Genomic DNA, 14,538 nt, shown 5'->3' on the forward strand with positions numbered 1-14,538 from the left:
TGCTTGCGCCTAAGCCCACTGGTTAGCGCGATCCGCACCGCATCCTGGCGGAATTCGTCCGTCCGTTTCAGTCCCATAGTAAATCTCCTTTGGTGCAGTAAATGCTATCAAAAGAGCGGTATCAAACCGCGACAGGTCCATACGTTCATCTGTGTTGCTTATCCGTAACTTGGCGGCATCTCGACGTTACTCGGAAACGTATAAATTCCCAAACCCGTTTTAAGGTTCAAAACAGGTGTACATATGATTTCGCAGATGTCTGCCGACACGCCTTTGGGGTCAAAAGGAGGTTTCCAGACCTTCCTGTTGATCACAAAGATACGACGGCTTGCCAAAATAATACCCTTGTAGGACATCGCACCCCAAGTCTGACAAAAGGCGAGCCTGCTCTACGGTTTCGACCCCTTCTGCTGTGATGTTCATCCCCAATCGTTCGCCCAACAACACAACGGTTTCGATGATTTCACGGGACGCTTGAGAGTGATCATCAAGTGCTGCGACAAACGATCTATCGATTTTGAGCCGATCAAAGCCATACTTCCACAGGTAGCTCAGACTAGAAAACCCGGTGCCAAAATCATCCATGGCGATCGCAACCCCCATTTCTTTGAGCGAATCGATCTGTAAGGCAACCATTGGGCTGTCGTCCAGCAAGAGAGACTCGGTTATCTCTAGCTCAAGTTGCGCTGCAGGAAATCCAGACGCCTCCAAGGCCTCTCGGACTGTGTCCACCAATGCGCCGCTGCGAAACTGGGTCGATGAAAGATTGATGGCCAACATGTGGTCTGCCGCAAAAGTGGCGGCTTGCTGTGTCGCGGTTCGGATCGTCCATGCGCCGATTTCCGTGATCAGCCCCAGATCTTCTGCCAGCGGAACAAACACCGAAGGAGAGATCGCAGACCCATCCACATCAGACAGACGCAGCAGTGCCTCGTGACCAATCACGCTCCGGGTGCGCCCATCGACCAAAGGCTGATACACGATTTCAAACTCGCAATCACGGGCCGCCGCACGAATGCGGGCTTCTAACGCATGCCTCAGTCGTAATTCTGCGCCCATTTCCTCACCGTAAACGGCAAAATCATTCCGCCCGGCGGACTTCGCATGATACAGCGCCGCGTCCGCATTGTTGAGGGCCGTCTCGAAACTATCACCTGGCTCAAGCTTTGCCATGCCAATGCTTATGGACCCCGACAGCGTTACCCCTCGGATTTCGACCTGTTCGGCAGAATGCTTCAGCATCGCGCGCGCGCGGTGGACAGCCGTTTCGATATCGATACCATCAAACCCGATGACAAACTCATCGCCGCCAAAACGCCCCAGCAGATCCCCCGGGTGGCAATTGCTGCGCAACACCTGAGATACATGGGCTAAAAACGCATCACCCGCCGCGTGTCCATGGGTGTCATTGATGCTCTTGAAACGGTCAACGTCGATAAAACAAACCACTGTCAAACGACCCTCGGCGTGCAACGTCTCTGTCCGCTGGGAGAACTCTCGCCGGTTCAAAACACCGGTCAACGGATCAAATTGAGCCAAGAATGTCGCGTCCCGGTGCGCCCGCAGCGCAAATACGCGTTGGACACAAAACGCAATTCCCGGCACAGCAAGGACAACCGCGATCACCCCTACCAACATAAGGCTGAAGTCGTGGAAACTCTTAGCAAAATACGACCTGGTTCTGGTTTGGTCGACATAAACCTCGACAACACCTATCAAACGTCCCCGCACATCCATCAGGGGGATATACGCCTCCGAATATAAATCAGGACGGTCTGGTTTGGCCGTTCCGTCGAACACCTCAACGATGGGCATGCGGGTCTGCGCGACCTGCATAGGTTCGGCATCGGCAATTTCCGCAAGGCCAGCCGCCCCTACGATGTTTACATCATCTGAAACCAAGGCCAGCCGCCCCGTGGCGTCGAAGAGTTTGAACCTGAAAATATCACCAACATCGCGGACCTCGCGGATCACGCGCCGCTGTTCTTGGGTCGGGATACCGGTCATGATCAGCCCCGGCAAATCGGGAACGCGACTGGCCATATAGCGGCCCCAATATTCCGCCTTGTCGACCGATTCGCGGACAATCGCACGGTCCACCGACCGGGCGACGGTAAAGGTGACCATCACCCAGATCAGCGCAATCGCCAGAATGCCAAAAGCGCATGCGCGCATTATCAGCGTCATTCGTACCCTAACCCAATTAATTGCAATCGTTCACCACACACCTACCAATCAAACCTGAATATCCTCTGAATGCCGTCTGATACCTGCCCATCGGCGGTCCGCGACCCTGCGCGCGTTTACGTCTAACACCCAGTTCACAGGCCCGAGGTCCAAAAAAACGTTACGTTCGTATGAGATATCATATTAAGTTGTGGCCCTGTCAGGTGACGGGCCATATGGTTAACAAACAACCTATGGAGGACTAATAATGAAAAAAATCGCGTTTTCAGCAGCGATGATCACAGCGACAGTCGCAACACCGCTTGTCGCGGAAAACAGAATTGACGGCCTATCCCCAGACGCCCCGGCCCTTGCGGGCTATGGTGGGTTAAATGTTGGCGTGCGCCAGATTGAATTGGTGAACAAAGACCAAATCGACATTTTGGCGATTGATCCTGCCGCTGATCCATCAGCCCCATTGCCCACCTATGACCGCCCGCTGACGGTTGAAATGTGGTACCCAGCCGCCGCCGATGCCACGGGCGACACCACCTACAACACCTACCTGCGTGACGGAACGACGGCAGTCACCCTTGAGGGTCAGGCAATGCGCGATGCCGCCCCTATTGCGTCTGACGATCCCTTCCCGCTTATCGTCATGAGCCACGGATACCCTGGCAACCGGTTTTTGATGTCTCATCTGGCAGAAAGCATGGCCTCGAAGGGGTATGTTGTGGCTGCGATTGACCACACAGATTCCACCTATCGTGACCAGTCAGCGTTTGGGTCCACTTTGGTGAACCGACCGTTGGATCAGCTGTTTGTGGTCGATGCTTTGGCCCAGTTGAACACCAATACCGGGTCGGATTTGGCAGGGTTGATCGACGCAGACAACACCGGCCTGATCGGGTATTCGATGGGGGGATACGGTGCGGTTATTACAGCCGGTGGCGGTGTGACAGAAACATCTGTTGGCTATCCTTTCAGCGGCCCCCAAGGGACGTTGGCCATTCACCAGGATGGCACCGAAAGCCACGAAGAACTGACAGACCCACGGATCAAAACCGCCGTCGCCATTGGGCCATGGGGCATGAACGCAGGCTTTTGGGACGCCGAAGGTTTGGCGGGCATCGATATCCCGATGATGTTCATCGCAGGCTCCGAAGATGCGACGTCGCTATATGACGGCGGTGTGCGCGACATCTGGGAAAACGCGTCCAGCGTAGAGCGCGCATTGCTGACCTTTGAGGGCGGCGGCCACAACACTGCGGCTCCGATCCCCGCGCCCGAAGAAAGCTTTTACTTCAACGATGCGCTTGGGTTCAACGTGTCAGAACACTACACCGATCCCGTCTGGGACACTGTGTTCATGAACAACGTCGCGCAGCATTTCGTGAACGCGTGGCTGGACAAAGAGCTCAAGGGCGATGCCGACAAAGCCAGCTACCTGGACCTGCTCGAAACCGGAGAAGACGGGCTGTGGTCGCTCAACGATGACGGCACCTTTGCGGATGACCACACCTATTGGGCAGGGTTCTCCGAAGGAACGGCGGATGGTCTGCGGTATGAGGTCCTGGCCCCGGCGCCCGTGCCCCTGCCCGCATCCGCGTGGTTGTTGGGTCTTGCCTTGGGTGGCATGGGATTGTTGCGCAAAAAGAACGCAAAAACCGCCTAGGCCCGTACAGGAACTGCACGCCCTGAGCGCGTGCAGCACCACACCCACCGCCGCGCCACAGGGAGCGGCGGTAGGCTGCTGATCCGGCCCGGACCTCGACGGTTAACCTTTCCTTGACGTGTCGCTGGACAGACCACGCAATTGACCTGTACATCCCCCCACCAACCCACTATGCGCAACGCCTTGTTGACCGCACATGCGGAAGAGTGGGCGCGCGGTATTGCGCATTCAGGAAAATCGGGGACCGACAGTGAAGAAAACTCTGGCAGATGCGCTAGAAGCGCGCGGATACACATCGTTGACCGCCGTGCAGGAGGCCGTGAGCGACCCCGAGGTTCAGGGCAAGGATTTGCTTGTTTCCGCGCAAACCGGGTCGGGCAAAACATTAGGCTTTGGTCTGGCCATCGCACCGGGCATTCTGGGCGACAGCGACCATTTTGGCCAAATCAACGCGCCTTTGGCCTTGGTCATCGCACCCACGCGCGAATTAGCGTTGCAGGTCAAACGCGAACTGGCGTGGCTGTTTGAAAAAGCAGGCGCCGTTGTTGCATCGACCGTCGGCGGCATGGACATGCGCGACGAACGCCGCGCATTGGCGCGGGGGGCCCATATCGTTGTGGCCACACCGGGACGGTTGCGCGACCACATCATGCGCGGGTCCATCGATTTGAGCGGGCTCAAAGCCGTGGTGCTGGACGAAGCCGACGAAATGCTAGACTTGGGCTTTCGCGAGGATCTCGAATTTATCCTCGAATCCGCCCCGGCCGACCGCCAGACCCTGCTGTTTTCCGCGACCGTACCGGCGGCGATCGGCAAGCTGGCCAAAAGCTACCAGCGTGACGCGATCCGCATCGCCACCACCAGCGGCAACAAACAACACTCCGACATCGAATACCGCGCGTTTCGGGTGTCTCCGCGCGATGGTGAAAACGCGATTATCAACGTGCTGCGCTACTACGAAGCACCCAACGCCATCGTCTTTTGCAACACCCGCGCCATGGTCAACCGGCTGACGACGCGCCTGTCTAACCGTGGATTTTCTGTTGTGGCACTGTCGGGCGAATTGTCCCAAAGCGAACGGACCCACGCCCTGCAAGCCATGCGCGACGGGCGTGCGCGGGTCTGTGTGGCCACCGATGTCGCCGCGCGCGGCATCGACCTGCCCAACCTTGATCTGGTGGTTCATGCGGAACTGCCAACCAACCAAGAAACGCTGCTGCACCGATCAGGCCGGACGGGCCGCGCCGGGCGCAAAGGCGTCAGCGCGATGATCGTCCCGCCCAGCGTGCGCAAAAAGGCCGAACGCCTGTTGGGCTGGGCCAAACTAAGCGCCGAATGGGCCGATGCCCCCAGCGCCGAGGCCGTCTTTGCCCAAGACGAGACGCGCATTCTGGCCAACCCCGACCTGAAGGCCGGTGTCGAAGAGGCCGATCGCGGCACCGTTGAAAAACTGACCGCCAGCTTTACGCCTGACCAAATCGCCGCCGCCTACCTGCGGCTTTACCGCGAACGCCATTCCGCCCCCGAAGAGCTATCGGATGTCTCTGCTGAAGCCGCGAAACCCCGTCAGGCCTTTGGGCCCAGCGTTTGGTTTTCGGTGGCGGGCGGGCGCGCCACAGGCGCCGAGCCACGCCGGTTGCTGCCGATGTTGTGCAAAATGGGCAACCTGTCGCGCGAAGATATCGGCGCGATCCGCATTCAAAGCAACAGTTCGGTATTTGAGGTGCGCAAACCGTCGGTTGCGTCCTTTATCAAGTCTGTCGGGCCCGGCATGGAGCTCGAAGACGGTGCTGCGCTGACCCAATTGGACAGCGCGCCCAAATTCGACAAACCGCAGCGCCGCACAGATGGCCCGCGCCCCAAAGACCGTGAAAAACCGCGCGGCCCAAGATCAGACGCGCCGGCACCGGGGACGACGCAGCCGGTTGATTGGAACGACGCACCGGTTCCACGGGTCAAAAAGCCCAAACGTGATGGCGCCAAACCCGGCAAACCCAAGCACGCAGGCGGACCTGCGGTGCATCCTGCGGAAACCACAACAGACGCCCCCCGCAAACCGCGCCACGGCAAGCCCAAACCCGCAGATAGGTCCGATGATCGCCCACGTGGGCCCAAACCACCGGCGGGAAAACCGTCCAGCAAGAAAAACAAGGCGCGCAAATTGAACGCTGGCAAACACGGCGGCGGCAAAAGCGGTGGCGCAGGGGCCCCCCCACGCAAAGGCCCACCAAAACCCCGCCGCGACGCGTCTTAAACGCACCCCTTTGGTCAGCCGCCTTGCAACACCTCTGCAATGGCGGCGGCCAGGGCCAGCGTGTCTAGGTCAGCCCCGCTGGGGCCTGCGATATCCAACCCAACGGGCAGGCCACCGCCCGCCCTGCGCAGCGGGATGGTGCATGCGGTCAAACCATACACATTTGCGAGCCGTGTCAGCGACAGCACCCGGCCTGTAAACGCCACTGCGGTGTCGATGGTTTGCACGCGATCCACGCGCGGCGCGCATATGGGTGACGTGGGGGAAACAACACCATCGAGATCTTGCATACGGTGCACGGCGCGGTCGTTTAATACGGCTCTTTGAGCCTCCAGCGCGGTGTAATCCGATGCTGAGACCCCTGCCCCAACGGCCAGACGGTGCCGCGCCACCGGGTCGATCAGATCTTGCGCAAGGGCCAAGCGGTCAGGCCCTAGCGTCGCGATTAGATCGCGCGGGACCACCCCTGCAAAGATCTCACCAACCGTCGTGATCTCATCCGTGCGCGGCCAATCCAGCGGCACAAGATGGGCACCCGCATCGCCAAGCCGCTGCAACACGCGCGCGTACTCTGTGGCGATCTGCTGGGTTAACCCATCCAACATATCGCCATGCGGCACGCCCAACCGCCGCCCCACAAGCGACCCGTGCTGCGGCTCTTGGTGCAACAAAACGGCGCCCGCCCGCATCGCGTCATGCGCCGACACCGCCAACACGCCCACGCTGTCCATCTGCGGACACAAGGCAAACACACCGTCACACGACAGCGCGCCAACGGACGCTTTATACCCCGCGATCCCACATAGCGCCGCCGGGACCCGCACAGATCCGCCGGTATCCGACCCAATGGCCAACGGGCAAAACCCCGCCGCAACCGCGACAGCCGACCCATTGCTGGACCCGCCCGGACTGCGGTGATGCGATGGGTCGGCGGGGTTCCATGGTGTCGGATGGCTGATGTTGTGCGCACCTGCGGCAAATTCAATGGTGCGCGTTTTGCCCAAGATGATCGCCCCCGCTGCCTTTAGCCGCGCAACAACCGGACCCTCGGGCCCAATGGCATGTGCAACATCCATCCGCGAACCCGCTTTGGTGGGCATGCCCCGCACCGCAAACAGATCTTTGACCGCGATAGGTACCCCCATCAATGGCCCCAGATCTTGGCCCTGTGTCAGACACGCATCGATGTCTTGGGCCGTTTGCAACGCGGTGTCGGCGGCCACATGCACAAAGGCCTGATACCGATCGTCATGCCGCGCGATCCGCGCCAGCGCATGTTCGACAGTGGCCCGCACGGTTGTGTCACCCCGCCTAAGACGATGCCCGTAGTGATCTAGCCCATCTGCCCATTCGGTCTGTGACCAATGTGGTGTCATGGCGCGGTCTGGGATTTGCGGAGTGTTGCGTTACGGCGATATGTGGGGGGCGATGCGCGACAATGCCTGCGCACAGGGTGCACGCCATCCGCACGATGCGGATCACCGGGCCCTCTTGCGGCATGTTGCGCATTGGGGCCCGGCAATGTTTTCATCAGTTCGGGATCAAATCCGGCACCAATGTCACGATGCCGGGCACGAACCACAGCAGCGCCAGACCGGCCACCTGGATCAGCACAAACGGGATGATACCGCGGTAGATATGTCCCGTGGTCACCTCTTTTGGGGCGACCCCGCGCAGGTAGAACAACGCGAACCCAAAGGGTGGTGTCAGGAACGAGGTTTGCAAGTTGACCGCGATCATGATCGTGACCCATTTGGGGTCATAGCTGCCGCCATAGATCACCGGCCCGACGATCGGGATCACGATGTAGATGATCTCGAGGAAGTCGAGCACAAAGCCCAAAACAAACAACACCACCATGACCAGCAAGAAGACTTTGAATTCGTCGTCAAAGCTTTTGAGGAAGTCCTGAATGTAGTGTTCGCCGCCAAAGGAGATCACCACCATGTTCAGCAATTGCGAGCCGATGAGGATGGTAAACACCATGCTGGTCACTTTGGCCGTTTCACGCACAACCGGGCTTAGCACGCCCGACGTATACAGAACCCAGCACGCAAACAGCAGACCAAACAGCGCATAGAGGTACGCCGCATAGGCCACGAAAAACGCGAACCAGCTTTCGACGCTGACGACATCATTGTTGATGCGCAGGTCGAAATTGATGCCCACCAAGATGCACACAACAATCGCGAGGGTGGACCAGATGATCACCTTGGGTGTGCGGTCTTGTTCTGTCAGCTTGCGGTAGGCGGCCAACATAATCGCGCCCCCTGCCCCCAATGCCGCAGCCGGCGTCGGGTTGGTGATCCCCCCCAAGATCGAGCCCAAAACAGCCACGATCAATATCAGCGGCGGAAACACCACGCGGATCAATTCGTTGCGCGCGCACAGTTTGGTCGCATAGACCACCCCGTACATCAGCGCCGCAAAGGGCAGCGCCATCAACACAACCGTCGCCCCGGCACTGGTGGTGGGTGAGATCACCGCGATATCCATCAAGACCATAACAATCGCGCCAACGGCCCCGATTAACAAAGGTCGCGTGGCACTTGATGGCGACACGCCCCGCGCCGTGGTCAGAAACAACGACGTCAGCACCAAGATGATCGCCATGCCTGTCCCGATGGGCGCTGCATTGGCGATTTTGGCGGCTTGCGACGCGGCCAGTTCTTCTGCGGTCAGCTGCTCAGACGCCTGCACGCCACCGGCTTCGTTGATGGCAGCTTGTTCGGCCACTGCGACATCCCACGCAGATTGGCCGTGCAGTTCGATCATCGAGATCTGGCATTCGGGGCTGACGTTCGTGCGCAACGATGCGCCTTCGCCGATGTCGGAATAGCGCGACACCTCGGTGGATTGATCACCGATAATACCCAGATTGCCCAGCAACACCGCACCCACAACAATGGCAACCGGCGCACCAAGGAACCATGTGAATGCTTCGCTGCGGGTCACTGGTTCAGCGTTGGTGCTGCCCATTGCGACGGCAGGCGCCTTTTCGGGGTTCAGCAGCGCATAGCCAAAGGCATAAAGCGCATAAAGCAGCGCCAGCAAGATCCCCGGCAGCAATGCGGCCTGAAACAACGTACCGACAGACAAAACCGCAGGTTCACCCAGATAGGTCAACGCATCGGTACAGCCTTCGAGCTGGGCGCGCTCTTCTTGGGCGCGGGAATATAGATCGCCCGCGAGGGTGCCCAGAAGAACGATCACAATCGACGGCGGGATGATCTGCCCCAAGGTCCCCGACGCCGCGATGACACCGGTGGACAATTCGGGCGAATAGCCATTGCGCAACATCGTCGGCAGCGCCAGCAGGCCCATCGTTACAACGGTCGCACCCACGATACCCGTCGACGCCGCAAGGAACGCGCCCACAACAACGATCGACACGGCCAGACCACCCGGCAGCGGGCCAAAGACCCGCGCCATTGTTGTCAGCAGGTCGTTGGCGATTTTGGAGCGTTCGAGCGTGATGCCCATAAGAACGAACATCAACACCGCCAGCAGGGTTTCGATGGATTGACCCGCAAGAACGCGTTCGTTCATTCGGTTGACCACAAACGACACGTTGCGGTTCATCGCGTCTTCCCACCCTTTGGGGAACACGGCCTCTTCGATCCGCGGTAAATCGGGGTACCTGAAGGTCGATATCGTGTCGGCTTTTACGCCCGAATTAACCAAATCGCGGTAGACCTGACTGCCAGTATCAATGGCTTGGTGGATCAGCAGCCCCGCGCTGTCGAGGGCCGCGATGATCCCAAAAGAGATCATCCCTGCGCCCGCGATGGCAAAAGCCACCGGAAACCCCGAGAGGATGCCGCCAAACAGGCAGGCGAATACAATAATCAGGCCAATTTCGACGCCGTCTAGACCGAAAAACATGTCTTATAGTCCCTTGCTGCGCTGCGTGGTTCGCGGCGGCTATTAGTGTGTGCCCTCATAGGCTTCTTCGCCGTCACCCAACGTATCACGGTCGAGGTATTTGGCTTCGCTTTCGGGGCCTTCTTTCCATTCCAGATAGGACCGGAAGAACATCGATATCGCTTGTAAAAACAACATCGCGGTGAAGGCACAAAGCAGGATTTTAAAGAGGAAATACCCGTTAAACCCGTTGGGGCTAAAGCCGATGGTTTCGACGTTCCACCGCAGGGCCCGCGATTTGGACAACAGCCTGTCTAACCCATCCGATGCGGATGGGTTCGGCACGATCAGGTGGCGCCACAGGAAAAACCAACCGTACATCCAGATCAACACGGCCACCGGCATCATAAAGAACAGCGCGCCGAACATGTCGATCACCCGTTTGGTGCGGAATTTCACGGCCGAATACACCAGATCGACCCGCACGTGGCCGCCCTGCACAAAGGTGTAGGACATGCACAGGCACACGACCATGGCGTTATAAAGTTTTAGCTCTTCGGCGAACCAGCTGATGTCGAACTGCAGCGGGATACCAAAGCCGATAGAAATATCGGGCCGGGTAAAGATGCGTTGCATAAAGACGATGACGATCTGTTGCAGCACCATCAGCAGCCCTGCCCAGGCAAAGAACCGACCCAGCGTATTGGCAAATCCTTCCAGCACCCGCACGCATCCCCACATGAAGGTGTTGCGCCACACGCCAAAGGCAAAAACGATCAGGAAGGTCGTGAACACAACAAAGAAGAACTCGACCGAGCCGCCGTAATAGACGAACCGCATGATGGATTCTTTGTTGGACCAGTCCAGCCAGAGCGATGTGTGGGTGATGGCGTAAAAGAGGTTATAACCCGCCAGTCCGATGTTGGTGAAGAACCAAAGCACCCCGTCCAAAATGACCGAGAGTGAGCCTGCGTCGTTTTCCATATGTCCCCCTCCCCGATTGTGCGGCTTGGCACATGTCGGGGTCTCGCCCTGTCGTGAGGCAAAGGTGCCCCGTTTGTTCAGAGGGCCACCAGATTGGCAGCCCTCCGGGTGTTACAAATCGCGATTAGCCTTTGGCCAGAACGCGGTTGCGTTGCTCGACGTAGAAGCCATCTGATTTCAGCAACCAGTCGGAGCTTTGCGCGAGCGATGCCTCAAAGGAATTGCGGATTTTGGCAAACAGTTCGTCGCCCATGTTTTCGTCCAACACAGTTTTCGAGGCCGCACCGAAGGCATCCCAAACATCATCCGGGAATTGCAACGCTTTGACGCCTTGCGCTTGCAGGCGAGCCAATGCCGCGCCGTTGTTGGCCAGTGTTTCGGCCAGCTGGAAGTGCGTGGTCGCCATACATGCGTTGGTGATGATCGCCTGATGCGCGGGGCTCAGGTCGTTGTAGACGTCGAGGTTCATACCGCATGACAGCGCCGAGCCTGGCTCGTGGAAACCCGCCGTGTAGTAGACTTTGGCGACTTCCTGGAAGCCTGCGCGTTCGTCCGCGAACGGGCCAACCCATTCCAGACCGTCCAAAGCGCCCGAAGACAACGCCTGATACAATTCACCGCCAGGGATGTTTTGCACAGATGCGCCGAGTTCGCCCAGCACTTTGCCACCCAGACCGGGCATGCGGAATTTCAGACCGTTGAAATCTGCCGCTGAGTTGATTTCCTTGCGGAACCACCCACCAGATTGCGACCCAGAGTTACCACACAGGAAAGATTTCAGGTTGAAGATATCGCCCAGTTCGGAGTGCAGATCATGGCCGCCACCGTGGTGGTACCAGTTGGTGACCTCTTGTGCGGTGCCGCCAAAAGGCACAGCCGTGAAATAGGCGTACCCTGGGTGCTGACCGATAAAGTAGTAGTCTGCGGAGTGATACAGATCGGCCTGACCGGACGACACAGCATCAAACACTTCGAACGCGCCGACCAATTCGCCGGGTGCTTTTTTGTCGATGGTCAATGTGCCACCAGACATCGCGCCAACCATTTCTTCGAAATATGTGGCGGCGTCATCCAGAACGGCAAAGCCGCGTGGCCAGGATGTGACCATTGTTAATGTCCGGTTGCCTTGGGCAATCGCAGGTGCGGCCAGCGTGGTGGCCGCAACGGCGGAACCGCCCAATGCGGATGTCTTTAAAAATGAACGACGGTCCATTTGGATACTCCTCCCAGTAAAATCGCCCGTAACGCGTGAAAACCGCGTGGGTCGTTTCAAGTGTCGGTACACTAGCGATACGCGCTGCAATGAAAATACCTACTACTGCGTAGTTGGACGACTTTGTTAACATTTGGTCAACTAATTTGGCCAGTTTTTCCCTGCATATACAACCCAAACGGGATGAACCGGGGTCACATCCGCGGGAGCGGGCTTTGATTCGTCGCCGTTTCCCCGTAGTCAGGCCGTCATGAAACGCCCTCGTGCCCTTTTCCGCCCAAGCTATGCGCAAAAACTGTCGTTGGTGGCGACGGTGCCGTTGATCGCTGCGGTGGCGGCGATTGCGATGTTGGTGGCTTGGCAATCGCGCACCCTTGCAGAACGCGAGATCAAGGCGTTGGAAATCCAGCTGCTGGAGGCCAAGAAAGCCGAGTTGGCCAATTACGTCACGCAGGCGCGCAACGGGTTCTATTTTATCTATGGTAACGCCGCCCCCGATGACCGCGACGCCCAAGACCGCGTTGCACAAATTTTATCTGCGATGATCTACGGCACGGATGGGTCCTTTTTTGTCTATGATTATGACGGCACCAATCTGGTCAGCCCTCGCAAAACCGACTTGATCAACCGCAATTGGTCCGGGCTGACCGACAGCGAAGGCACCCCTGTCGTCGACGAGATCATCCGCATTGCGCGCGCAGGGTCTGGATATCACAGCTATCTGTGGCCCAAACCATCGACAGGCGAAGAGGCCCGCATGATCAGCTATGTCACCAGTTTCCCCAGTTGGCGGTGGGCCGTGGGGACCGGTGTTTTTATCGACGACGTGCTGGCAACGGTCGCCTCTGCCCGCGCCGAGGTTCAGGCACGGGTACAGCAGACGTTCTTTTATATCGGGATGATCACGCTGGCGGCGTTGCTGGCGGTGTTTATGACGGGCATGGGGCTGAACATCCGCGAACGGCGGCTGGCGGATGCAAAGCTCAAAAAGCTGACCCAACGGGTATTGGACGCCCAAGAAGAAGAACGCCGCCGCGTTGCCCGCGAATTGCACGATGGCATCAGCCAGCTGTTGGTGGGGGTGCGATACGCGCTGGATACGGCACGGCGCAAACTGGACCGCGGCGACCGCAGCGCCCACCCGCCGCTGAACAAAGGCATCGAAACACTGGGTCAGGCGATCTCGGAGGTGCGCCGGATCAGCCGCGATTTACGACCCGGCGTGTTGGATGACCTGGGGTTGGGGCCCGCGCTCAAGGCCTTGGCCGATGATTTTCAGGAACGCACCGGCGTGACCATCGGGTTTGAAACCGTGGTTTTTCGCAATCGGCTGGACGAAGAAGCCAAGATCGCCATGTACCGCATCGCCCAAGAGGCGCTGACCAACATCGAACGCCACGCGGGCGCCAGTCACGTCAAAATTCATCTGCGGGGTCATAAAAAAGGCGCCACCTTGTGGATCGAAGACAATGGGTGCGGTTTGCCCAGCAGCAGCCCGTCGGGCGGGTTGGGCCTGCGGAATATACAAGAACGTGTGGAACAACTGGAAGGCACGTTGCAGATTTTCAAACCACCCGGTGGCACTGGCACAGTGATCGAATTAAGCGTACCGCTGTCTCACCTGCTGGCCCCCGAAAAAGACGCAACCCCCAGACCAGAAGTCCCCGTATGACCCACCAGCCCCCGATCAAAATCCTTATCGTCGACGACCACCCAATGGTGGCTGAAGGCATTCAGTCTATATTAGAAAGCTATGACGATATTGATGTCGTTGGCACCTGCAACGCCGCGCGGGATGCGATTGCACAGCTGCCTGCGCTGGACGTGGATGTGATTTTGATGGATCTGAACATGCCCGATATGGGCGGGCTGACCGCGACCGAGATTATCCTCGAACAGCGCCCGGCCACGCGGATTTTGGTGTTGTCGATGCACGACAGCCCCGAATATATTTCTTCGGCGCTGGACCATGGCGCGATGGGGTATGTGCTCAAGGATGTGCCCACCGACGAAATCAAACAGGCCATTGATGTGGTGATGTCTGGCGAACGCTACTTGTGTACCGGCGCCCGTGGGTCGTTGGAACCAAAAGACACCAATACGCGCGAAGCTCTTACCGGCCGCGAGCAGACCATTTTGTTGCAACTGGCGCAGGGTAAATCCAACAAAGCCGTGGCGCTGACCCTCGATATATCGGTGCGCACAGTCGAGACCCACCGCAAGAATATCAAGCGCAAACTGGGGATATCAAGCACCGCCGGTTTGACCCGCTACGCGCTTGAACATGGCGTGCTGCAAGGCACTGGCGCGCGGTTCTAGCGGGCCTTGTAAAAAATTCGCCAGACGCGGGATTGCTTTCAAGATTTGTTAAGTAAATTTGAG

General features: G+C 58.3%; 9 protein-coding genes. 4 read left to right on the forward strand and 5 right to left on the reverse strand.

Annotation, left to right across the window (positions count from 1 at the left end):
- Nucleotides 1-279: 279 nt before the first annotated feature.
- Nucleotides 280-2,187 carry a bifunctional diguanylate cyclase/phosphodiesterase gene (locus ABJH13_RS12060; protein ID WP_348406462.1) on the reverse strand — a complete coding sequence of 636 codons (1,908 nt, stop codon included), beginning with the start codon at nt 2,185-2,187 and terminating at the stop codon, nt 280-282.
- Between the two features lie 247 nt (nt 2,188-2,434).
- Here ABJH13_RS12060 and ABJH13_RS12065 point away from each other — a divergent pair, with 247 nt between their 5' ends.
- Together ABJH13_RS12065 and ABJH13_RS12070 are read left to right on the forward strand one after the other, a co-directional pair.
- Nucleotides 2,435-3,841, forward strand: coding sequence for a VPLPA-CTERM sorting domain-containing protein (locus tag ABJH13_RS12065; RefSeq protein ID WP_348406463.1), 1,407 nt, complete (start codon nt 2,435-2,437; stop codon nt 3,839-3,841).
- A gap of 250 nt (nt 3,842-4,091) precedes the next feature.
- Entirely contained in the window at nt 4,092-6,095 is a 2,004-nt protein-coding gene (locus ABJH13_RS12070; RefSeq protein WP_348406464.1) for a DEAD/DEAH box helicase, read from the forward strand.
- Nucleotides 6,096-6,109: 14 nt separating this feature from the next.
- On the opposite strand, the gene ABJH13_RS12075 is transcribed toward ABJH13_RS12070, so the two are convergent.
- The 4 genes from ABJH13_RS12075 to ABJH13_RS12090 all read right to left on the reverse strand — a co-directional run bounded on the left by ABJH13_RS12075 (nt 6,110) and on the right by ABJH13_RS12090 (nt 12,156).
- The gene (locus tag ABJH13_RS12075) at nt 6,110-7,471 is read right to left on the reverse strand and encodes an amidase (protein ID WP_348406465.1); all 1,362 of its coding nucleotides are present in this window, start codon (nt 7,469-7,471) and stop codon (nt 6,110-6,112) included.
- Nucleotides 7,472-7,625: 154 nt separating this feature from the next.
- Nucleotides 7,626-9,980 carry a TRAP transporter large permease subunit gene (locus ABJH13_RS12080; protein ID WP_348406466.1) on the reverse strand — a complete coding sequence of 785 codons (2,355 nt, stop codon included), beginning with the start codon at nt 9,978-9,980 and terminating at the stop codon, nt 7,626-7,628.
- 42 nt (nt 9,981-10,022) lie between these two features.
- A complete protein-coding gene (locus ABJH13_RS12085; protein ID WP_348406467.1) occupies nt 10,023-10,943 on the reverse strand; it encodes a TRAP transporter small permease subunit in 921 nt (306 codons plus the stop codon).
- A 124-nt stretch (nt 10,944-11,067) separates the two neighbouring features.
- On the reverse strand, nt 11,068-12,156 hold the full coding sequence (locus ABJH13_RS12090; RefSeq protein ID WP_348406468.1) for a TRAP transporter substrate-binding protein: 1,089 nt from the start codon (nt 12,154-12,156) through the stop codon (nt 11,068-11,070).
- A gap of 250 nt (nt 12,157-12,406) precedes the next feature.
- On the opposite strand from ABJH13_RS12090, the gene ABJH13_RS12095 reads away from it, so the two are divergent.
- The gene (locus ABJH13_RS12095; protein WP_348406469.1) at nt 12,407-13,828 is read left to right on the forward strand and encodes a cache domain-containing protein; all 1,422 of its coding nucleotides are present in this window, start codon (nt 12,407-12,409) and stop codon (nt 13,826-13,828) included.
- The gene (locus ABJH13_RS12100; RefSeq protein ID WP_348406470.1) at nt 13,825-14,475 is read left to right on the forward strand and encodes a response regulator transcription factor; all 651 of its coding nucleotides are present in this window, start codon (nt 13,825-13,827) and stop codon (nt 14,473-14,475) included. Before ABJH13_RS12095 ends, ABJH13_RS12100 begins: the two co-directional genes overlap by 4 nt.
- The last annotated feature ends 63 nt before the right edge of the window (nt 14,476-14,538 follow it).

Origin of the sequence: Roseobacter sp. (genome assembly GCF_039970775.1) — a bacterium.
GTDB lineage: Bacteria > Pseudomonadota > Alphaproteobacteria > Rhodobacterales > Rhodobacteraceae > Roseobacter.